This window comes from Cupriavidus sp. SIMBA_020 (genome assembly GCF_046535395.1).
Taxonomy (GTDB): domain Bacteria; phylum Pseudomonadota; class Gammaproteobacteria; order Burkholderiales; family Burkholderiaceae; genus Cupriavidus; species Cupriavidus campinensis.
Window position 1 is genome coordinate 1 of record NZ_JAWRWU010001373.1, and the last position, 246, is coordinate 246.

Sequence of the window (246 nt, forward strand, 5' to 3'; positions counted from 1 at the left end):
TGCCGATCACGCTGAAGCTTGGCGGCATCGCGCTGCTGATCGCGGTGCTGGTCGCGATTCCGCTGGGCGTGATCGCGGCGCTCTACCGCGACAGTTGGGTCGACCGCCTCGCGCTGCTGATCGCGGTGATCGGCCAGGCCATGCCGAGCTTCTGGTTCGGCCTCACGCTGATCCTGGTCTTCGCGGTCGGCCTCAAATGGCTGCCGGTGGCGGGCAACGCCAGTTGGCAGCATTTCGTGTTGCCGG

The 246-nt window shown here is 67.1% G+C and carries 1 protein-coding gene; it reads left to right on the top strand.

Annotated elements, in window-relative coordinates; all coding sequences use genetic code 11:
• The coding region (locus tag SB751_RS33995; RefSeq protein ID WP_410749495.1) for an ABC transporter permease subunit at positions 1-246 on the top strand (246 nt) is incomplete at both ends.